The 20,862-nt window shown below is 41.6% G+C and carries 18 protein-coding genes, 6 tRNA genes and 1 rRNA gene; 21 read left to right on the forward strand and 4 right to left on the reverse strand.

Annotation, left to right across the window (positions count from 1 at the left end; all coding sequences use genetic code 11):
• Positions 1–72, forward strand: a 5S ribosomal RNA gene (gene rrf, locus EXN75_RS18740); the annotation flags it as partial.
• Positions 73–546: 474 nt separating this feature from the next.
• On the opposite strand, the gene EXN75_RS13130 is transcribed toward rrf, so the two are convergent.
• Positions 547–966 carry a hypothetical protein gene (locus EXN75_RS13130; RefSeq protein ID WP_118120335.1) on the reverse strand — a complete coding sequence of 140 codons (420 nt, stop codon included), beginning with the start codon at positions 964–966 and terminating at the stop codon, positions 547–549.
• Positions 967–1,097: 131 nt separating this feature from the next.
• Between EXN75_RS13130 and EXN75_RS13135 the strand changes: the two genes are divergently transcribed.
• Together EXN75_RS13135 and glgP are read left to right on the forward strand one after the other, a co-directional pair.
• On the forward strand, positions 1,098–2,774 hold the full coding sequence (locus tag EXN75_RS13135; RefSeq protein ID WP_134844158.1) for a glycogen/starch synthase: 1,677 nt from the start codon (positions 1,098–1,100) through the stop codon (positions 2,772–2,774).
• A gap of 87 nt (positions 2,775–2,861) precedes the next feature.
• The gene (gene glgP / locus EXN75_RS13140; RefSeq protein ID WP_134844159.1) at positions 2,862–5,420 is read left to right on the forward strand and encodes an alpha-glucan family phosphorylase; all 2,559 of its coding nucleotides are present in this window, start codon (positions 2,862–2,864) and stop codon (positions 5,418–5,420) included.
• Positions 5,421–5,639: 219 nt separating this feature from the next.
• Here the strand turns inward: glgP and EXN75_RS13145 are convergent, their stop codons facing one another.
• Entirely contained in the window at positions 5,640–6,578 is a 939-nt protein-coding gene (locus EXN75_RS13145; RefSeq protein WP_134844160.1) for a ribose-phosphate pyrophosphokinase, read from the reverse strand.
• A gap of 61 nt (positions 6,579–6,639) precedes the next feature.
• The gene (locus tag EXN75_RS13150) at positions 6,640–7,248 is read right to left on the reverse strand and encodes a beta/alpha barrel domain-containing protein (protein WP_134844161.1); all 609 of its coding nucleotides are present in this window, start codon (positions 7,246–7,248) and stop codon (positions 6,640–6,642) included.
• A 108-nt stretch (positions 7,249–7,356) separates the two neighbouring features.
• Between EXN75_RS13150 and nspC the strand changes: the two genes are divergently transcribed.
• The 17 genes from nspC (at position 7,357) to EXN75_RS13235 (ending at position 19,566) form a co-directional block, all read left to right on the forward strand.
• Positions 7,357–8,532, forward strand: coding sequence for a carboxynorspermidine decarboxylase (gene nspC / locus EXN75_RS13155; protein ID WP_134844162.1), 1,176 nt, complete (start codon positions 7,357–7,359; stop codon positions 8,530–8,532).
• A gap of 191 nt (positions 8,533–8,723) precedes the next feature.
• Positions 8,724–8,796, forward strand: a tRNA-Gly gene (locus EXN75_RS13160).
• 69 nt (positions 8,797–8,865) lie between these two features.
• Positions 8,866–8,949 (forward strand) — tRNA-Leu (locus EXN75_RS13165).
• A gap of 26 nt (positions 8,950–8,975) precedes the next feature.
• Positions 8,976–9,051: transfer RNA gene (locus tag EXN75_RS13170), tRNA-Gly, on the forward strand.
• Positions 9,052–9,085: 34 nt separating this feature from the next.
• Positions 9,086–9,167 (forward strand) — tRNA-Leu (locus EXN75_RS13175).
• A 20-nt stretch (positions 9,168–9,187) separates the two neighbouring features.
• Positions 9,188–9,271: transfer RNA gene (locus EXN75_RS13180), tRNA-Leu, on the forward strand.
• Positions 9,272–9,281: 10 nt separating this feature from the next.
• Positions 9,282–9,354, forward strand: a tRNA-Gly gene (locus EXN75_RS13185).
• 41 nt (positions 9,355–9,395) lie between these two features.
• Positions 9,396–9,935 carry a hypothetical protein gene (locus EXN75_RS13190; RefSeq protein ID WP_118116924.1) on the forward strand — a complete coding sequence of 180 codons (540 nt, stop codon included), beginning with the start codon at positions 9,396–9,398 and terminating at the stop codon, positions 9,933–9,935.
• A 21-nt stretch (positions 9,936–9,956) separates the two neighbouring features.
• Positions 9,957–10,388: a single-stranded DNA-binding protein gene (locus EXN75_RS13195; RefSeq protein ID WP_134844163.1), complete on the forward strand. Its 432-nt coding sequence runs from the start codon at positions 9,957–9,959 to the stop codon at positions 10,386–10,388.
• A gap of 13 nt (positions 10,389–10,401) precedes the next feature.
• Positions 10,402–11,724 carry a gliding motility-associated protein GldE gene (gene gldE, locus EXN75_RS13200; RefSeq protein WP_118116926.1) on the forward strand — a complete coding sequence of 441 codons (1,323 nt, stop codon included), beginning with the start codon at positions 10,402–10,404 and terminating at the stop codon, positions 11,722–11,724.
• A 123-nt stretch (positions 11,725–11,847) separates the two neighbouring features.
• Positions 11,848–12,480 (forward strand): 4'-phosphopantetheinyl transferase family protein, encoded by a 633-nt coding sequence (locus EXN75_RS13205; RefSeq protein WP_134844164.1) that lies wholly within the window; start codon positions 11,848–11,850, stop codon positions 12,478–12,480.
• 3 nt (positions 12,481–12,483) lie between these two features.
• Positions 12,484–13,704 carry an esterase-like activity of phytase family protein gene (locus tag EXN75_RS13210; protein WP_134844165.1) on the forward strand — a complete coding sequence of 407 codons (1,221 nt, stop codon included), beginning with the start codon at positions 12,484–12,486 and terminating at the stop codon, positions 13,702–13,704.
• Between the two features lie 440 nt (positions 13,705–14,144).
• Positions 14,145–14,315, forward strand: a complete 171-nt coding sequence (locus tag EXN75_RS17810) for a PG1828 family lipoprotein (protein WP_167639522.1) — start codon at positions 14,145–14,147, stop codon at positions 14,313–14,315.
• 392 nt (positions 14,316–14,707) lie between these two features.
• Complete coding sequence (mtaB, locus tag EXN75_RS13220) at positions 14,708–16,045, forward strand: tRNA (N(6)-L-threonylcarbamoyladenosine(37)-C(2))-methylthiotransferase MtaB (RefSeq protein ID WP_134844166.1); 1,338 nt, start codon at positions 14,708–14,710, stop codon at positions 16,043–16,045.
• Positions 16,046–16,131: 86 nt separating this feature from the next.
• Entirely contained in the window at positions 16,132–17,019 is an 888-nt protein-coding gene (locus EXN75_RS13225; protein WP_134844167.1) for a TIGR01212 family radical SAM protein, read from the forward strand.
• 104 nt (positions 17,020–17,123) lie between these two features.
• Positions 17,124–18,149: a glycosyltransferase family 2 protein gene (locus EXN75_RS13230; RefSeq protein ID WP_134844168.1), complete on the forward strand. Its 1,026-nt coding sequence runs from the start codon at positions 17,124–17,126 to the stop codon at positions 18,147–18,149.
• A gap of 193 nt (positions 18,150–18,342) precedes the next feature.
• Positions 18,343–19,566: a DUF4861 domain-containing protein gene (locus EXN75_RS13235; protein ID WP_134844169.1), complete on the forward strand. Its 1,224-nt coding sequence runs from the start codon at positions 18,343–18,345 to the stop codon at positions 19,564–19,566.
• Here EXN75_RS13235 and EXN75_RS18525 read toward each other — a convergent pair.
• Positions 19,553–19,681, reverse strand: coding sequence for a hypothetical protein (locus EXN75_RS18525; RefSeq protein WP_281279472.1), 129 nt, complete (start codon positions 19,679–19,681; stop codon positions 19,553–19,555). The genes EXN75_RS13235 and EXN75_RS18525 overlap by 14 nt on opposite strands.
• Before the next feature lie 173 nt (positions 19,682–19,854).
• Between EXN75_RS18525 and EXN75_RS13240 the strand changes: the two genes are divergently transcribed.
• On the forward strand, positions 19,855–20,673 hold the full coding sequence (locus EXN75_RS13240) for a gliding motility protein GldB-related protein (RefSeq protein ID WP_134844170.1): 819 nt from the start codon (positions 19,855–19,857) through the stop codon (positions 20,671–20,673).
• Positions 20,674–20,862 lie beyond the last annotated feature (189 nt).

Consider the following 20,862-nt stretch of genomic DNA (forward strand, 5'->3'; position numbering starts at 1 on the left):
GAACAGAGAAGTTAAGCCCACTTGCGCCGATGGTACTGCAATGCAATGCGGGAGAGTAGGTCGCCGCCTCCTTTCAATGAAGAGCCTCAGATTTCGAAAGATTTCTGAGGCTTTTTTGTTTATCTTCATCGGGATTTTTCTTCATCGGATTTCACGGATGAATCGGATGGCAATCTTGCTTATCGGATTACTCACGGATTTCCGCGGATATTTGGCCGCTGGCCAATGACTCGCGCCAGAAATGGGCTCCTGTTGTTTTTGTCACGCAGATTTCGCAGATGACGCAGATTTTTTCTTATTGATTATTTTAGTCCCACAGATTTCACAGATTCACACAGATTTTTTCTCATTGATTATTTTGTCCCACAGATTTCACAGATTTACGCAGATTTTTTCTCATTGATTATTTTAGTCCCACAGATTTCACGGATTCACGCAGAGTTTTTTGGTTCTTTCTTCTTTTTAATTTCTATTAATCATAATATAATGGTCTATAATTTAAGAATTTCTGAGCAACTTATTAATCCGCTCAGAAATTCTTAAATTTTATTTTTTCATAAAAGTTAGCTTTTTGGGTATTTTTACCCATTTCCTATTGCGGGCAATTTTTATATTGCTGCCAGTAATCTGCTTTAGACTATATGTACCATCGCTTTCTAAGGTTAGGTCTGCTATAAGATCTTCACTTCCATAATCGTTGATAATGGATAGGTGAGCGGTTTTCCCCTCAATAGCAGCATTTGTTATCAACCATTTTCTGCTGTCCTTTCTGTCACCCAAAAAGCCTGCAATAGTACCGAAGATTTCTTGTCCTGGTACTTTAATGTCATTCTGATAGAAGTTAATTTGTAGATAAACTTCATATTCATTATTAGACAAATAACCTTTAAAGATTGTGCTGTCTTTTTGCGCAAATGATGTCAAATATGACATGCATAACATAAGTGCTAATATTATCTTTTTCATTGTTTAGTGAATTTACTGCGACAAAGTTATTTATTTAAATCAAGAAAACGACTTTTTTTTCCAATAAAGTTTCTTTTTTGTTCGTTTTTTGCAATTATTTAGTTATCTTTGCGGTGTTTTATTGATATTTTATGGGAAAGGACAAATTATTTCCAGATTATATATTTGAGTCTAGTTGGGAAGTATGTAACAAGGTAGGCGGTATTTATACTGTTTTATCAACACGCGCCAAGACTCTTACAGAAAAGTTGCAGGATCGTTTAATCTTTATAGGTCCTGATTGTTGGGGGGATAAGGTTAATCCTTATTTCTCAGAAGATACTACGCTTTATGCGGAGTGGAAAACCGAAGCACAAAAGGAAGGCTTAATAATTAAAATTGGACGTTGGAATATACCAGGAGAACCGGTAGCAATTCTTGTTGATTTTACTCCTTATTATGCTATTAAAGACCAGATTTATGGTCAGCTATGGAATGACTATCAAGTTGATAGTCTTCATGCATACGGAGATTATGACGAGGCCTCTATGTTCTCTTATGCAGCAGCATTAGTTGTTGAGAGCTTCTATAAGCATGTTATTGAAAAAGGTAAGAAGGTTATCTATCATGGAAATGAATGGATGACCGGACTCGGTGTGCTTTATATTAATAAGCATTTGCCTGAGATAGCTACTGTCTTTACCACACATGCAACAAGTATAGGAAGAAGTATTGCTGGTAATAATAAGCCGCTTTATGATTATCTTTTTGCTTATAACGGTGACCAGATGGCTGGTGAACTGAATATGCAAAGCAAGCATTCTATAGAGAAACAGACGGCAATGTTTGTTGATTGCTTTACGACTGTTAGTGATATTACTGCTACAGAATGTAAGGAATTGCTTGATAAGCCGGTGGATTTTGTATTGCCTAATGGATTTGACAATAGTTTTGTACCTAAGGCTGCTGCTTTTACCAAGAAACGTAAGGAAGCCCGCAAGCGTTTGCTCGATGTAGCAAATGCTTTAATGGGTACAGACTTAGGGGATGATACCTTGATAGTTTCAACAAGTGGCCGTTACGAGTTCCGTAATAAAGGTATTGATGTCTATATTGAAGCCATGAACCGTTTGCTTCGAGATGGTAATTTGAAGAAGAATGTTTTGGCCTTTATTGATGTCCCTGGTTGGGTAGGAGAGCCTCGACAAGATCTTCTTGAACGCTTGGAAAGTGGCAAGAAATATGATACACCTTTGGAGGTACCTGAGATTACTCATTGGTTGCACAATATGAGTCATGATAATGTGTTGGGTATGTTGAAATATTTCAATATGCACAACCGCAAAGATGATAAGGTTAAGTTGATATTCTTGCCTTGTTACCTGACAGGTAATGATGGTGTCATCAATAAGAGTTATTATGACATTGTTCTTGGTAATGATCTCTGTATTTACCCTTCATATTATGAGCCTTGGGGATATACTCCTCTGGAGGCTGTAGCTTTCAAGGTGCCATGTATTACGACTGATTTGGCAGGATTTGGACTTTGGGCTAATCAGGTGAAAGGAGGTTATAGCGAGATAGAAGATGGCGTAAAGGTCATCAAGCGTACAGACTACAACTATTCTGAGGTTGCTGATGCTATTAAGGATACTGTGGCCAAATATTCTGGTATGACAGATGCTCAAGTAAAGAAATGTCGCAGCAACGCGGATAAACTCTCGAAAAAAGCATTGTGGAGTCATTTTATAGAATACTATTATGAGGCTTATGATTTTGCGCTGCGTAAAGCCGAAAAACGAATGACTGATCTGACAGCGAAAAAGTAAATCATGCTGAAAGTGAAAGTAGATTAGTAAGGATAGGATAAATAAAACTTATTACTTTAAATATAACAAACTTTAATATAAAACACAATGAAAATTAAAGCTGATTATGCAAATGCTCCTCAATGGAAGGAGACAACAGTAAAGTCGAGCCTTCCTAAAGAATTGAAGTGCTTGGACGAGCTTGCTCATAACATGTGGTGGGCTTGGAATTACGAAGGTCGAGACTTGTTCAAGAGTCTTGATGAGAAATTGTACGAGCAGGTTAATGCAAACCCTGTGTTGCTTTTGGAGCGTTTGAGTTATGATCGCAAGGAAGCTATCGTGAAAGATAAGGCTATGATGGCTAAGGTGAAGAAGGTTTACAAGATGTTCCGTGATTATATGGATGTAAAACCTAACGCTAAGCGTCCATCTGTAGCTTATTTCTGTATGGAATATGGTATCAACCAGGTGGTTAAAATCTACTCTGGTGGTCTTGGTATGCTTGCTGGTGACTATTTGAAGGAGGCTTCTGATAGCAACGTGGATATGTGTGCAGTTGGTTTCCTCTACAGATATGGTTATTTCAAGCAGTCTTTGAGCATGGATGGTCAGCAGATTGCCAATTATGATGCTCAGAACTTTAATTCTCTTCCTTTGGAGCGTGTTCTGGATGAGAATGGCAACCCAGTTGTCATCGACGTACCTTATATGAACTACCAGGTTCACGCTTATGTATGGCAGATGAATGTAGGTCGTATCAAGTTGTATCTCTTGGATACTGATAATGAAATGAACTCAGAGTTTGATCGTCCTATCACTCACTCTCTCTATGGTGGTGATTGGGAGAATCGCTTGAAGCAGGAGATCTTGCTGGGTATCGGTGGTATCTTGACTTTGAAGAAACTTGGTATTAAGAAGGATATTTATCATTGCAATGAGGGTCATGCAGCTCTCTGCAACTTGCAGCGTCTCTGCGATTACATCGAAGAGGATGGTTTGAACTTCAACCAGGCTCTTGAGTTGGTTCGCGCTTCTTCTCTCTATACAGTTCATACTCCAGTACCAGCCGGTCACGACTACTTCGACGAGGCTCTCTTCGGTAAGTACATGGGTGGCTATCCACAGCGTCTTGGTATTTCATGGGATGAGTTCATTGGTATGGGTCGTGAGAATGCAGACGATCACAACGAGCGTTTCTGTCTTTCTACTTTTGCATGCAACACTTGTCAGGAGGTTAATGGTGTAAGTAAGCTCCATGGTTGGGTGAGCCAGCAGATGTTCTCTAATATCTGGAAGGGTTATTTCCCAGAGGAGAACCACGTAGGTTATGTAACCAATGGTGTTCACTTCCCAACTTGGACTGCAACAGAGTGGCGTAAACTCTATGACACATATTTTGATAAGAACTTCATGAACGACCAGAGCAACGAGGAAATCTGGCATGCAATCTACAATGTTTCAGATGAAGAAATCTGGAATACTCGTATGACTTTGAAGAAGAAGCTCGTAGCTTACATCCGTGAGAAGTTCACAGAGACTTGGTTGAAGAATCAGGGTGATCCTGCTCGTGTAGTATCTTTGCTCGAGCGTATCAATCCTAATGCTTTGATGATTGGTTTCTGCCGTCGTTTCGCTACTTACAAGCGTGCTCACTTGCTTTTCACAGACTTGGATCGTTTGTCTAAGATCGTTAATGATCCAGAGCATCCAGTATTGTTCTTCTTCTCTGGTAAGGCTCACCCAGCTGATGGTGCAGGTCAGGGCTTGATTAAGAGAATCTTCGAGATTAGCCAGCGTCCTGAGTTCCTTGGTAAGATTATCTTCTTGGAGGACTACGATATGACTTTGGCTCGTCGCTTGGTTTCTGGTGTTGATATTTGGATGAATACTCCTACACGTCCATTGGAGGCTTCTGGTACATCTGGCGAGAAGGCAGAGATGAATGGTGTTGTCAACCTCTCTGTACTTGATGGTTGGTGGTTAGAAGGTTACCGCGAGGGTGCTGGTTGGGCTCTTCCTGAGAAGCGTACATACAAGAATCAGGGTTATCAGGATCAGCTTGATGCTGCTACTATCTACAATCTCTTGGAGAATGACATTATCCCAATGTACTATAACAAGAGCAAGGAAGGCTTCAGCAAGGAGTGGATCCAGGTAGTAAAGAACTCTATTGCTACTATCGCTCCTCATTATACTATGAAGCGTCAGTTGGATGACTACTATGATAAGTTCTACAACAAGGAGGCTGCTCGCTTCAAGAAGTTGAGCGCTAACGACAATGCTTTGGCTAAGGAGATTGCTCTCTGGAAGGAAAGCGTTGCTGAGCGTTGGGATGGTATTCATGTAGTTTCTAAGGATGATTGCATGTTGATGGCTGCTGAGACAGGTCAGAAGATCAAGGTTCAGTATGTTATCGATGAGCAGGGCTTGAACGATGCTGTTGGCTTGGAGCTTGTTGTATTGAAGGATCAGCCAGAGGATGGTAAGCAAATCTATGCTGTTTATCCATTCAAGATGGTTGGTCACGAGGGCAACAACTTCACATTCGAGGCTGAGATCGAACCAATCAATGCTGGTTCATTCAAGACAGGCGTTCGTATGTATCCTAAGAATGAGAAGTTGCCACATCGTCAGGACTTCTGCTACGTAAAGTGGTTGGACTAAGATAATGAAATATCATAAAATTGTTTGGTATAGCAATATATCGAAAATGTAATAATGAATCCCGCATCTTGAAAGAGATGTGGGATTTTTTGCATTCCTTCTTTTTGTTCTTTGCTTTTCACCTTTTTCTTTTTATCTTTCGGTTTATAGGAAAAGAAAAAAAAGAGCTTTCCCTTAAGAATAGGGAAGGCTCCTTTTTAGATGGATGAATAATTTCTTTTATACGAGATACTGAGAAGAGATACTCTCGTTATCTTCTACACGGCGGATAGTTTCTGCAAACATATCTGCGATTGTAAGCTGCTTAACTTTTTCGCAACGCTTGGTGTAAGGAATTGAGTCGGTAAATACGATTTCCTCAAGAGCTGATTTCTGAACGCGTTCAGAAGCAGGACCGCTCATCACGCAATGTGAAGCACATGCACGTACAGTTTTTGCACCAGCAGCCTTCATGATGTCAGCAGCCTTGGTGATAGTACCGGCAGTATCAACCATATCGTCGATGATCACAACGTTCTTGTCTTTTACATCACCAATAATCTGCATGCTGGCTACAACATTTGCACGGGCACGAGTCTTGTTGCAGAGTACGAGTGGGCAACCGAAGTACTTAGCATAAGTGTTAGCACGCTTAGAACCACCAACGTCTGGAGAAGCGATTACCATATCTTCGAGCTGCAAACTCTGAAGATAAGGGAGAATGACGCCAGAAGCGTAGAGGTGGTCAACAGGTACGTCGAAGAAACCTTGAATCTGATCAGCGTGGAGATCCATGGTGATCAAGCGGTCGATACCGGCAACGCTCAACAGATCAGCAACAAGCTTGGCACCGATGCTGACACGTGGCTTGTCCTTGCGATCCTGACGAGCCCAACCAAAGTAAGGAACAACTGCGATAATATGACTAGCTGAAGCACGCTTAGCTGCATCAATCATCAGAAGCAATTCCATCAAGTTGTCAGAATTAGGGAAGGTGCTCTGTACAAGGAAAACATCACGTCCACGGATAGATTCCTCAAAAGATACACCAAACTCACCATCAGAGAATTTGGTTACTACCAAATTACCCAGCGGGCAACCTAAACTAGCGCAGATTTTTTCTGCAAGGTATCTCGTGTTAGTACCAGAGAATACCAAAAAAGAGTTTTTGTCACTCATTTGAATTTTAGTTTATGTGTAATTAAATTATTATTACGAATATTTATGATGAATAGCAATGTCAGTTAACTGCCTTGCGTAATTTCTCGAAATGATTGATTACTTCTTTGTAATCTCTTTCGTTGTGAATATCAAATCTATTCCAAAGATCACCACATATTACTATTCCTCCAAAGCCGAGCGCTTTAGCTATTTTGACATTTTCCAGGCTCATGCCTCCAAGAGCATATACTTTTTTGTCGATAAGCCCTTCTTTGGCTGCCAATTCTAATTGGTTGAGCGAGAAAGATGATTTTTCATCTTTGAATTCTATGCAGTCGAAAATGTTTTTCAGAAAAACATATTGCGATTTTTTCTTCATTTCTTTCAACTGAAGAAGATCTGTGCATGTACGACTGTATTTCCCTTTGTATCCTTCTGGCAAGGCAGCGCTTGGATCGTCTATATGAATGCCGGCCAAATCATATTCCTGCTTGAGGTAATAATGATCGTGTACTGTGATCTTACGATAATAGTCCTCAGGTAAGAGTGTGAGTAGTCGCTCAGAGAACATTGGTGATGCCCCCGGTTTAAAAAGATGCAAATTGTCTAGTCCTTCATCAAACAATGAGGATAGGATTTTATCTTCTTCCACAAAGAATGTGGACTTCGTCATTATTACTAATTTCATAGTCTTAAAAACTTTTCTGTTGCAAAAGTATTAAAAAAAACGCAAACTTGCAATTATATTGGAGATAAAAAGCTATCTTTGCACCATAAAATTAATATTTATCAAGACATGCAAGTAAATTTAGAGAATTTTAAGGAGATTCGCACTCCGATTTACGTATTGGAAGAAAGTAGACTGAGACAAAATCTATCGCTGATAAAGAGCGTGGCTGATAGGGCTGACATGGAGATTATTCTGGCATTTAAGGCTTATGCCCTTTGGAAGACTTTCCCGATTTTCAGAGAATATATTTCTTCGACAACAGCAAGCTCTTTGAGCGAAGCAAAGCTGGCTTTTGAGAAATTTGGAAGTCCTGCCCATACTTTTTCTCCAGCTTATACTGATGATGAGATTGATGAAATTGCCCGTTGCTCAAGTCATCTGACATTTAATTCTCTTTCTCAATATGAGCGTTTTCATGAGCGTGTAGCTACTGTTAACCCAAGCATCAAATTGGGACTGAGAGTAAATCCGGAATATTCTGAGGTAGAAACGTTGCTGTATAATCCCTGTGCGCCTGGTTCCCGATTTGGTGTAACTGCAGATAAATTGCCTGAGATTTTGCCTTCGGATATTGAGGGCTTCCATTGCCATTGCCATTGTGAGAGTGGGGCAGATGTGTTTGAAAGGACGTTGGTATATATTGAGGAGAAGTTCGGCAAATGGTTTTCTCAGTTGAAATGGATTAATTTTGGTGGAGGTCACCTGATGACTCGTAAGGATTATGATGTATTACACCTTATTAATATAATAAAGGAGTTTCATCTGCGCTATCCTCATCTTCATGTCATCATGGAGCCGGGTAGTGCCTTCGGATGGCAGACGGGACCTCTCGTTTCTCAGGTTGTGGATGTGGTGGAAGACCATGGTTACAAAACCGCCATTCTGGATGTCAGCTTTACTTGCCACATGCCTGATTGTTTGGAGATGCCATATCATCCGGCAGTACGCAATGCCGAAACCATCGAAATGGAAGATATGATGGAGAAGCCGGAAGGAGATCACGTTTACCGTTTGGGAGGAAACAGTTGTTTGAGTGGTGATTTTATGGGATATTGGAAATTTGACCATGAACTGGAAGTAGGCGAAAAAGTGATTTTTGAAGATATGCTGCATTATACGACCGTTAAGACAAATACTTTTAATGGCATTACGCATCCATCTATAGGAATCGTGCATTTGGATGGGAATTTGGAAATCCTGCGAGAATATGGGTACGAAGATTATCTGAACCGAATGGATTAGACTGGTAGGAAAAGGACCATAAAAGTTCAGTTTTTGCAGATAAAACGATGAAAAATGCGTATTTTGCCTTTAAAAACAGACAAAATGCGCATTTTCTTTAAAAAAAGTCTTTGAAAAATTTGGTAATTCAGAAAAAAGTAGTACCTTTGCACCTGCATTCAGAGGAATGCTCCTTGCTAAGAGGAATAGCTGCGGAAATAGCTCAGTTGGTAGAGCACAACCTTGCCAAGGTTGGGGTCGCGGGTCCGAGTCCCGTTTTCCGCTCAATTTTTTGAAACAGCATCAAGTTTTTATCTTATGTATTGAAATTGATGTAAGCAACATTATTATAATGGAGAGGTGGCGGAATTGGTAGACGCGCTACTTTGAGGGGGTAGTGACAATTGTGTCGTGGGAGTTCGAGTCTCCTCCTCTTCACAAAAGAAAGGTTGCTTTGTTGATTTGCGGAAATAGCTCAGTTGGTAGAGCACAACCTTGCCAAGGTTGGGGTCGCGGGTCCGAGTCCCGTTTTCCGCTCCAAGAGTGCTATAAGATTATTGTTTTATAGACTTGAGCCCAAGTGGCGGAATTGGTAGACGCGCACGTTTCAGGTGCGTGTGTTTCACAACGTGCAGGTTCGAGTCCTGTCTTGGGCACTATTTTTAAATTTGATGTTGGAGAGGTGGCGGAATTGGTAGACGCGCTACTTTGAGGGGGTAGTGACAATTGTGTCGTGGGAGTTCGAGTCTCCTCCTCTTCACCTTCTTTTTGCGGAAATAGCTCAGTTGGTAGAGCACAACCTTGCCAAGGTTGGGGTCGCGGGTCCGAGTCCCGTTTTCCGCTCTTTTTTCTTTAATATTTAAAAAGAGAGAAACATACCCACTATGAATTTATATATTAGATATTTCGATAAGGAAACCTTTGTTTCTTCTGTCGACCAAGCGATAGATTTTTTAAGTCAAATTCCAGAAATAGGAATGAATCCTGATTTGGAAGCGGATATCCGTGATTATGCTGCAAGTGATGTATGCTATCCTAAAAGATATAAAGTACGCCCAAGAGTTTATTTTATAATCATTAAGACAGCTGCTGCATGTATGCAGGATTTTAAGGATAAGAAGGCTTTGCGTACTGTGCCTTCTGAGCGTCATGATAATCCTGCAAGTCCAGTAAACCGTTTGACTGAAGAGCGTCCGGGCTGGTATGAAGGTTCGCTGGATTTCAAGCGAGTTGTAATGGTGCCTGCTACAGGTAAATTTGAGTATCGTGACACTCATTTTGTGGCAGACGTTAAAGCTATGTCTGGAATAGATTGCTATGAGAGAATCGTAGAGCATCTCCGTGGTAGGGTAGATTCCAGAAGTCAGTTCCCTTCTGCAAAGGGTAAGAATTTCCAGTTCCGTTATTTGGGAATGTGGAAATAATTTCATTAAAAATGTTTTGATATGAATAAGGTTATGTTAATTGGTAATGTCGGGAAGGATCCTGATGTTCATTATTATGATGCTGATCAGGCTGTAGCGCAGGTTTCTCTTGCGACAACAGAACGTGGATATACTTTGGAAAATGGTATGCAGGTACCTGATCATACAGATTGGCATAACCTTGTCTTTTTTCGTGCCTTGGCTAAATATGTAGAAAAGTATGTGCGTAAGGGTGACAAACTTTATGTCGAGGGTAAGGTGCGTTACCGTACCTATGATGACAAGCAGGGGAAACGTAGATATGTAACTGAGATTTACGTGGATAATATGGAAATGCTTGTATCCAAGTTTGCTGCTTCACGTACGAATGAAGCAAGTAATGCCCAAACTGCTGCCAAAGCTGAGGCTCAGACTTCTCAGGACGAGAAGGAACAAGATAGTTTACCATTTTAATTAATATATAAAATTGGATATTTCAACTATAACTGAGGCCTTTGATGATGTTGCTTTTTCATCGCCTTCATTGGGGGTTGTTTTTGCTGCCGTCTTAGCGGCAGTATTACTGTTGGTGTCTGCGTTTGCAAGTGGTTCTGAAATCGCTTTTTTCAGTCTTTCACCTACAGATGTTGATGAACTGGAAGATGAGAAAACAGAAACAGACCGTAAGATTCTGATGTTACGTGAGGATTCTGAGCGTACTCTTGCTACCATTCTCATCGCCAATAATTTTGTGAACGTCACCATCATTATGCTTTTAAACTATGTTTTTGCTGGTGTAGTTCATTTTGGAGCAAAAGCGTATTGGCTGCAATTTCTGATTATTACAGTTCTGCTTACGTTTCTTCTTTTACTTTTTGGTGAAATCATGCCAAAAGTGTATAGTCGTAAGGATCCGTTACTTTTCTGCAGGCGTTTTGTAGGAGGCATTTTGATTGCCCGCAAAATTTTCTGGCCTTTGGAAAATGTGCTCTTGAAAAGTGGTATGTTGGCCGAAAAGGTAGTGAAGAAGGAAAATCACATCTTGAGTGTTGATGATTTGGAACAGGCTTTGGAACTAACAGACAAGGATGATATCAAGGACGAACAGAGTATGCTGAAGGGTATTATCCGCTTTGGTGATGAGACAGCCAAGGAGGTAATGACGAGCCGTCAGAATGTAGTAGATCTGGATATTCACAGTACTTATCCTGAGGTTCTGAAATGTATCGTGGAAAATAACTATAGCCGTATTCCTGTTTATCAGGACAATACCGACAACATTCGTGGCATTCTGTATATCAAGGATTTGCTTCCTCATTTAGGAAAACCGGCCTCTTTCAGATGGCAGAGTCTGATTCGTCCGCCTTATTTTGTGCCGGAAACCAAGAAGATTGATGATTTGCTGAGAGAGTTCCAAGAGAATAAGGTGCATATCGCCATCGTGGTAGATGAATTTGGCGGCACGAGCGGCATTGTAACTCTTGAGGATATTCTGGAGGAAATCGTAGGCGAAATTAATGATGAGTATGATGAGGAGGAAAAGTTCTACTCCAAGTTGAATTATAATACATTTATTTTTGAGGGTAAGACTTTGCTGACAGATTTCTGCAAGATTCTGAATGTTGATGATGAGGAATTTGAGGAAGTGGAAGGCGATGCCGATACTTTGGCCGGATTGTTGCTTGAAATCAAGGGTGATTTTCCAAGCATCCATGAGAAAATCGAATATAAGAATTATTCTTTTGAGGTTTTGGGGGTTGAGGAACGCCGTATCAGTAGGATCAAAGTGGTGGTTCTTCCCGGTAAATAATTTGTTGAGGCTTTTTAAGATTGATTATAATAAGAAAGAGGGTCGAGATTGCTATAATCTTGACTCTCTTTTGTTTTTCTCGATTTTTTTTCGTAATTTTGTCCCCTATAAAATCAATTGGTTATGGCATTAATAAACGTAAGAGAAGTTTATCCTGGAGTACATTTGGGATTGTGGCAAATCGGAGAGTCTGTAAGCGACTTTCTAGAGAGCTATCCTTGGATGAAAGTTTATATTAAAGATTTGGAACTCTATAAAAGTGAAGGGCGAAAGTTGGAGTTTCTTGCAGTCAGGGCTTTACTCAGAGAGATGCTTCTGATAGCTGGATATTCTGAGGAGCAGATAGGCAAAATCGGAGAAATCACACATGATGAGTGCGGCAAACCTTTGCTCAACAAGTTTAATATCAGTATTTCTCATACCCGGGGCTTTGCTTCCGTCATTATTTCTAAAAGCCGTTCTGTAGCTGTGGATATAGAATATTATAATGATAGGGTGGAGCGTATTGCTTCCAAGTTTTTGAGAAGGGATGAAAAGGCTGAAGGTCTGGATGCTTTGCTGGTTCATTGGTGCGCTAAAGAAACTGTCTATAAACTGTTTTCGGCAGAGAATTTGCAATATGGAGAGATGCGGCTGAAACCGTTCGACCCTATGATGGATTGGAATTGCGAAGTGGAAAACCTGAAGTCGCATAAATCGGTAAATGTGGACTTTGAGTTGACGATGGAGTTTGTTCTTACTTATGCAGCTTTGTAAACTATGCTTCGGAATATTTTGCTAACTTGTTTCTTGTATTTCGGGTATCAGGTGCTTTGGTCTGATACTTTACAGGTGGTGCGGGGTGATGTTGAGGAAGGTCAATGGACAGTCGTTCGAGAGTTTCCTCAGAAATCCTATCCCCGTTTCGTACCAGCAGGAAACTATAGTGGTATTACTCATTTGCATGATGATGTTTATGCGGTGGTAAGCGATAAGTCTGATAGTGTCTTGTTCTTCAAGTTTCGCATCCTGGTAGATGAACTTACGGGAGAACTTCGGCATGTAGAGAATCTGGGATATGATGTGATGGTGGATGGAAGCCGCTATGATGGGAAATCTTGGATAGGCAAGGATAGGGGCTTTGATCATGAGGCGATTGCAAAGGTTTCCGATTCTACCCTGATGGTGGCAAGTGAGGGATTTTTCAGTATCAGGGAGTTTTTTATCAATCCTTCATCCCGGAATGCGGAATGGAATTCCCGACTCAGAAAGATAGATTGCCCATCTACTGCGTTTGCTCCTAACTATGCGTTTGAATCTTTGGCTTTCGATTCTGTTCGTCATTACCTTTGGACGATTCCTGAAAGTACGCTCCAGAAGGATGGGGAACCTGCAACGCCACAGAATGGAGGCGCAAATAAACTACGCCTGATGAGGATTGATATTGGAGATCAGAAGGGAATAGATGCTCAACATTTGGAGGGGATAGGTGTTCTGAGGCAGAATAGTGATGATTCAGATTCTGTAAATGTTGGGGGAAAATACTTTATGGAAGCTTATGCCTACCGGATGGATAAGCCTACTACGAACAAGAAGGCTGAAACGTATGTGATGGGTGTTAGCGAATTGTGTGTCTTGCCGGATGGTCAGTTGTTGGTCTTGGAGCGTGAAGCTTTTATTCCAAAGATGAAATTGGGAGCATTTTGTAAGTGCAAGTTGTATTTGATTAATCCGTTGCAGGAGAATCCGTATCCTATTGAGCAACCTTTCTGCGAAGCTACACCTTATATTAATAAGCATTTGCTTTTAGAATGGAAGACCGGTTTGTCGGTTTTTGACCGCTCGTTTGCAAATTATGAAGGAATGTGCCTGGGACCGAAGTTAAAGAATGGTGATCAGGTGGTGATTCTACTTTCTGATTCCCAAGACCAATATGCAGGCGTTCTTAAAGACTGGTTTAAAACGGTTGTGGTAAGAGAAATTAGAAAGACGATAAAGTGAGAAATTAGAAATTAGAAATGAGAAAGTCGATAAAATGAGAAATGAAGAATGTGAAAGGAGGAATGAGAAAGGAGAAAAATGATGATTATGATGAGAAAAACTGAGCTTTGAGATGAGAAAAACTGGGGTCGAGATGAAAAAACGGAGTTTGAGATGAGAAAAAAGGGATTGGAAGTCTCGAAAAAGGATAGTTTTGGAGTAGATGGCTTTGATAGTAAAAAACACGTAAAAGTGTTAATTTTTGGCTGTCTTCGCACACGGCAAAAACTTTAACTTTTGTTAGCAGTTTGTAAGTGCCTGATTATTAGGTACTTGTAAAAACGTTACAAAAGTACCCCAAAAAAAGTCCTAAAAAAAAGAACAACCTATCGAAAAAATACTTACCTTTGCATCGTTTTAATAAACGAATGATTGTTTTACAGATTTAAAAAGCAAAGAAAATGAAGAAATTAGTTTTAATGTTCGTAGCTATCGCAGCTATCTCTTTCGCATCTTGTGGTAACAAAACAGCTCAGAACACAGCTTCTGCTGATTCTGATACTGCAATGGTTGATACAGCTGCTGCTGATACAGCTGCTGCTGATACAGCTGCTGCTGATTCTGCTAAGTAATATAGGATTACTTTACGAACGAAAAATGAGAGAAACAACCGCTGGACTTCGGTCTGGCGGCTTTTTTTGTTTTATAGGCTCTGGTGCTTTTCCTGTCTGATTGTCTGATTGGTTTGATTCTTTCAGTCCCTATGCTTTATAGAATCAGTTTTTTCATACTGCCCATATTAGAAAAAGCGCCTTGGGAATTTGCTAATTTCAGAATAATTGTTTATCTTTGCCGAGCTTTTGCTCAGAAGGCTAAAAAACAAGATTTGTGTTCCTTTCTCCTGATGCTGGAGGGTTGGAGGACATTCTCCTGAAGCTGGAGATTTAGGGGCTTTCTCTTGAACGCAGAAAGGAGAACCTTTTCGGTTTTGGCCGATTAATTTAATAATGTAAATAGGATAATTATGATAGATACAAGTGCCTTTCAAGGCAAGAAAGCTGCTTATTATACTCTGGGTTGTAAACTCAATTTCTCAGAAACTTCCACTTTCGGAAAGATGCTGGAAGACATGGGGGTTGTTACAGCTCAAAAGGGTGAACAAGCAGATATTTGTTTGATAAATACATGTTCTGTAACAGAAGTGGCTGATCACAAATGTCGTCAGGCCATTCATCGTATGGTACGCCAGAATCCTGGAGCCTTTGTGATTGTTACTGGTTGCTATGCTCAGTTGGAATCAGAGAATGTGAGCAAGATAGAGGGTGTTGACCTGGTGCTTGGTGCCAATGAGAAAGCTCATCTGATACAATATCTGAGTGATGCTTGGGCGCAGAAGTATTCAGAAGCGCTTCATCTGCATCATAGTGTGAAGACCAAGGAAATCAAGACTTTCCAGCCGTCTTGTTCCCGTGGCAACCGCACCCGTTATTTCCTGAAGGTACAGGATGGTTGCAATTATTATTGTACCTATTGTACAATACCTTTTGCCCGTGGCAATTCCCGCAATCCAAGTATTGCCTCTCTTGTAGAACAGTCTGAGCAGGCAGCCCGTGAGGGAGGTAAGGAAATCGTTATTACTGGCGTGAATATCGGAGATTTCGGTCAGACAACTCATGAGCGCTTTTTGGGTCTGGTGAAGGCTCTTGACGGAGTAGAGGGCATCAAGCGATATAGAATTTCCAGTCTGGAGCCAGACCTCTGTGATGATGATCTCATCGAATATTGTGCCCAGAGCCGGGCTTTCATGCCTCATTTCCACATACCTCTGCAAAGCGGTAGCGACGAGGTGCTCAAGTTGATGCATCGTCGTTATGATAAGGCTCTGTTTGCTCATAAGGTTCAACTGATCAAGGAGAAGATGCCGGATGCTTTCATCGGAGTTGACGTGATGGTAGGCTGTCGTGGTGAAACGCCTGAGTGCTTTGAGGAATGTTATGAGTTTCTGAAGTCCTTGCCTGTTACCCAACTTCATGTTTTCCCTTATTCTGAACGCCCGGGTACGGCTGCGCTTAAGATTCCTTATGTGGTGAGTGACAAGGAGAAGAAGTTGCGCTCCAAGCGACTCCTGGAGTTGAGCGACCAGAAAACGCAAGAGTTTTATGCCCAGTATATTGGAACGGAAGCAGAGGTGCTGTTTGAGAAGGCGCCTCGCGGCAAGGCCATGCATGGTTTTACCAAGAACTATGTGAGAGTAGAACTTTCTCCTGCGCTTGCCAAGGAAGAATATGACAATCAGTTGCTCCGTGTTCGCCTGGGCGATTTCAATCACGACAAAACGGCTTTGAAGGCAGAACTGCTCTAAGCGTTGTGATGATGATATCGCTCGAATCATATCGTTCGAATAAAGTCTCGTAAGGTTCGGGTGATGTGTTTATTTTATGGTGATGTATTATGATGTATTATAATGATTTTGGTACTTGGATCCGGAAACAATTTCCTGATTTCCGGGTTCAGAAGATTTCTATAGATGCAGGATTTTCCTGTCCCAACCGGGATGGGAAAATTTCCAGCGGCGGCTGTACTTATTGTGACAACCGCACGTTCAATCCCAGCTATTGCGACCGCAAGAAGTCTATCTCCGAACAGTTGGAAGAGGGAAAGGCATTCTTTTCCCGTAAGTATCCGGACATGAAGTATCTTGCTTATTTCCAGGCTTATACCAATACTTATGCTAAGGTAGAACAGCTCCGGGAGATGTATGAGGAAGCCCTTCGTGTGGAAGATGTGGTGGGCATTGTGATTGGTACTCGCCCGGACTGTATGAGCGATGAATTGCTGGATTATCTGGAGGAACTCAACAAGCGCACGTTCTTATTGGTGGAGTATGGAATAGAAAGTGCGAATGATGATACTTTGCGTCGCATCAATCGCGGACATGATTTTGCCTGCAGCCGTGATGCGGTAGAGCGTACGCATGCTCGCGGCATCCTGACTGGCGGTCATATTATCATCGGGCTGCCAGGAGAAGATGCGGAGGAGAGTCTCCGTCAGGCTCCTATTATTTCTTCGCTTCCTCTTGATATTCTGAAGATTCATCAGATGCAGATTATCAAGGGAACCCGTTTGGCGCAGGAATATGCAGAACATCCTTTTCATGTCTATTCGGTAGAGGAGTATATTGACGTCATCGTCAGGTTTATTCGTTTGCTGCGCCCGGATCTGGTGCTCGAAAGGTTTGTAAGTCAATCGCCTAAGGAATTGCTTGTGGCTCCGAAATGGGGATTGAAGAATTATGAGTTTACTAATTTGCTGAACAATAGGCTTAAGAGCCGTTAAAGCATTTTTTTATCATTATAAATTCTTAATTATGCCTCAAATCGGGGCATAATTGAATTATTCTTTGTATTTTTGCAGTCAATATGCAAAAGTAGCAATACAAGATGGCAAAAGTAGCAATTGTAATACTAAATTGGAATGGTCAGAAGATGCTGGCCAAGTTTCTTCCGAATGTGATAGAGTATTCCCGACAGGATGCTGAAATCTGGGTGGCGGACAACAGTTCGTCAGATGGTTCCATGCACCTTCTGGAGACTCAATTTCCTCAGGTTAAGACTATCGTACTGGAGCAGAATTTTGGCTTTGCCGAAGGGTATAATCGAGCGTTACGCCAGATAGCGGCCGACTACTATGTGCTTTTGAATAGTGATGTAGAGGTGAGTCATCATTGGCTTACTCCGCTTATCGAGTTTATGGATTCCCATCCTCAGGTGGCAGCCTGTCAGCCGAAATTGTTGGCAGAATATGACAAGGACAGTTTTGAGTATGCCGGCGCCTGTGGAGGTTTTCTGGATAAATATGGTTATCCGTTCTGTCGTGGCAGGATTTTCGGTACGGTAGAACGTGATAATGGCCAGTATGATTACCAGCAGGAGATATTGTGGGCTACGGGTGCGTGCATGATGATCCGTTCTGCGGATTATTGGAAGGCAGGTGGACTTGACGGCCGCTTTTTCGCTCATAATGAGGAGATAGACCTTTGCTGGCGTTTGCGCCTGATGGGGCGGAAAATCTATTGCATCCCTGAGAGTGAAGTATATCATGTGGGTGGAGGAACTTTGCCTAAGAGCAATCCGATGAAGACTTTCCTGAATTTCAGAAATAATCTAACGATGCTTTATAAGAATCTGTCGGACAAGGAGTTATCGCATGTGATGAGAGCGAGATGGTTCCTCGATTATCTGGCTGCTTTTGAGATGTTGCTGCTTCAGCGGAATTGGGGTGATTTCAAGGCTGTGTTCAAAGCTCGCAAGGCATTCAAGGAATGGCGTTCCTCTTTTGATGAGGAGAGAAAGCGTATTCAGGCACAAAGAGTGGAGGAGGAGATTCCGCAGATTTTCCAGACTTCCATATTGTGGCAATATTACGCCAAGGGAGTGAAGAATTTCAAGGATTTGAAAACGACTTGAATGAAGTCTGATGATCCTTCTTGAATGAAGCGTGATAATCCTTTTTGAATGAAGCGTGATGATTCTTTTTGAATGAAGTCTGATGATTCTTCTTGAATGAAGTCTGATGGAAGCTTTCAATAAAAGCCAGATGACTTCCTTTGAAAACGAGTAGGATTTAAAAAATAGAAATAACTTAGAAACTGACTATAAAATGAGACGTATTTATTTATCATTTTTTGCTTTCTTCCTGGCATTAGGAATGGAAGCGCAAACGATGGTGAAGGTGCAGGTGACTAATCCTTCCAAAGTAGAGAGAAACGACGAACCGATTGTCTTGGATTTGAGTAAGTATGGCGAGGTTTCCAAGGCCGTCGTTACGGTAGATGGCAAGGAAATTCCATCCCAGTTGGATGATCTGAATCGTGACTGTGTGAATGATGAACTTTGTTTTCTGGCCGATCTTGGCAAGAGGGAATCGAAGACTTATCAGATTCAGTTGTTCTCCGAGGGTGAGCAGTCTGCCTATCCTGCCCGTACATTTGCAGAACTGGTTGTGCCAAGCAAGAACAAGAAGTTGGCCAAGAACAAGCAGGATATTTACTTGCGCAGTATTGCCTTCGACAAGAAGACCAAGGATGTCTATCATTTTGTGCATTCTCATGGCGTCTGTTTCGAGAGCGACCTCGTGGCGATGCGTGTTTATTTCGACAATCGGCAGACCATCGACCTTTATGGCAAAATCAATAAGGGACTGGTGGTAGAGGATACTCAGTTTTATCCTTCCGAAGAACAGTTGGCAGCAGGTTCCGGCGACGACTGTCTCTGGGTAGGCAATACTTATGGTTTGGGTGCCCTGCGCGGTTGGGACGGCACGAAATCCCTGTTGCTTACAGATGTGAAATATCAGGAGCAGCGTGTTATTTCCGAAGGTCCTTTGCGTGCCGTGGTAGAAGTGGTGGACAACGGTTGGGTTCCGGCTCCTGGATTAAAGCCAGTAAATGCCACCATCCGCTATACGATTTATGCGGGTCATAGGGATTTTGATGTGGAGGTATTCTTCAATAAGAATGCGGATGATTACGTGTTCTCTACAGGGCTTATCAACGTGAAGGGTTCTACAGAAATGTCTGACGGCAAGGGATTGAGAGGCTGTTATGGTAGCGACTGGCCTACGGGCAAGGATGATGGCAAACATAAGTTGGAGACAGTTGGCTTAGGTATTTATGTGCCTCAATCTCATTTCGTAAGCCAGGAGGAGGCCAACAAGGATGTATATACGATGCTGGTGCGCCCTGTAGGAAAGAAGCTGACCTACAAATTGGCTTATACGAGCGCCAATGAAACCTATGGCTTTTCCGGAGAAAAGGAGTGGTATAAGTGGTTGGCGGAATGGAAGAAACTTCAGACTCAGCCATTACAGGTCAAAGTATTTTAGCAACAATAGGAGAGAGACTTCCCGCTATGGTCATTCCAGGCGGGAAGTCTTTTCTTTTTCTTTTTCTTTTCTTTTTCCCATCTCTCTTCTCCCATCTCTCTTCTCCCTTTCTCATTTGTCATTTCTCCCGTCTTTCTCATTTTGTTGCTCAAATCTCTGCAAATGTGAATATTTATAGAATAAATTCATCTTTTTTGCACATAATTTGTGCTTTTTTAGCTTAGAAACTTGGAATTTAAAATATTTTTTAGTATTTTTGCACTCGTATTAATACAAAATTATAATTACGTGAAGAATTTATATCATATTATCATAATTGCGGCACTTGTCTTGCTTTCTTCGGCTTGTGAATTTAAATTCAAGCCGAATGAGGAGTTTGTTGCTGAACCTCTTTGCGTACAGCGTTATGATCGTTTGGAAAGCCGCTATCTTACTACCGGAGATTTTTCTGCCCTGCAGCAGATGAATACCGATTATCCTATTGAAACCCGTACTCTGATAGAGAAAATGCTCCAGCTGGGTACGATTACCGATGCCAACATCAGCAATCGCTTCCTGATGTTCTTCCAGGACTCTACGCTCCAGGCTCTCATAGCAGATGCAGAGGCTGAATATGCCAATATGGACGATATCAATAAGGACTTGAAGAAATCGTTTGGTCGATTGCAGGATTGGCTGCCGGAAATCAAGCAGCCTGTTTTCTATGCGCAGATAGGAGCTTTGGACCAGAGTATCGTGATAGGCGAGTCTTCGGTCGGCATTTCACTCGATAAGTACATGGGGTCTAAATATCCGCTCTACAAGAAATATTATAATGCCCAGCAGCGTAGCACCATGACCCGAAATTACATCGTGCCAGACTGTCTGACCTTTTATCTGCTGAGTATCTATCCGATGGATGATTTTGACAACAGACAGCAGTTGGACCGCGACCTGCACATGGGAAAAATCATGTGGACGGTCAATAGAGCGATGAACAGGGAAGTCTTCAATACCCGATATGTAAAGACTATCAACGATTTCGTGAAGCGAAATCCGAGAATTACGGTCAAGCAATTATTGGAAGATGAAGACTATTCTGCTATCAAGGCTTTGCACAAAGATTAGCAGGAACATTCTGAGTTGGGATGAATTTATCCTTGATGTATAGGGGATGAATTCGTCCTTCATTTGTTTTAAATGAGAAATGACAAATGAGAAGGGAGAAATTAGAAATGACAAAGGAGAAGTCTGCTAAAGAAAAAGGGTGGCAGATTTCAAACAGGAAAAATAAACAGATAATATTGAAGCTTTTTA

Source organism: Segatella hominis, assembly GCF_004535825.1.
GTDB classification, from domain to species: Bacteria; Bacteroidota; Bacteroidia; order Bacteroidales; family Bacteroidaceae; genus Prevotella; species Prevotella hominis.